Here is a 329-nt window from a genome sequence, read left to right as displayed (position 1 = left end):
AGCGTGCACCGCAACACCAGCTTCCGCTGGCGCCACCGCTTCCTGCACCTGGCCAAGGATGACCGCCCTGCGGCACTGGCCGGCATCGCCGAAGCCGATGAACTGTTCCTGCTCGAATCCCGGAAGGGCTCGCGCAAGCTCGACCGGCCGCCGCGCAAGCGCGGGGGCGTTGCCAGCCGGCGCGGCATCAACAGTGAACACGTCTGCGTGCTGGTCGCCCGTGACCGCACCGGCGCTACCTTCGATTTCGTTACCGGCCGGGGCGCCGTCACCACGGCCCAGCTGCACCGCTATCTGCTTCCGGCGCTGGACAGGGATGTGCTGCTGGT

General features: G+C 69.3%; 1 pseudogene. It reads left to right on the top strand.

The annotated features are described in order from the left end of the window. Positions 1 to 329: pseudogene (locus ACK6C6_RS24500) on the top strand (IS1595 family transposase); the annotation flags it as partial.

The organism is Massilia sp. BHUDP2 (assembly GCF_046236355.1).
In the GTDB taxonomy this organism is placed as follows: domain Bacteria; phylum Pseudomonadota; class Gammaproteobacteria; order Burkholderiales; family Burkholderiaceae_D; genus Telluria; species Telluria varians.
This window is presented reverse-complemented; position numbering and strand designations above follow the sequence as displayed.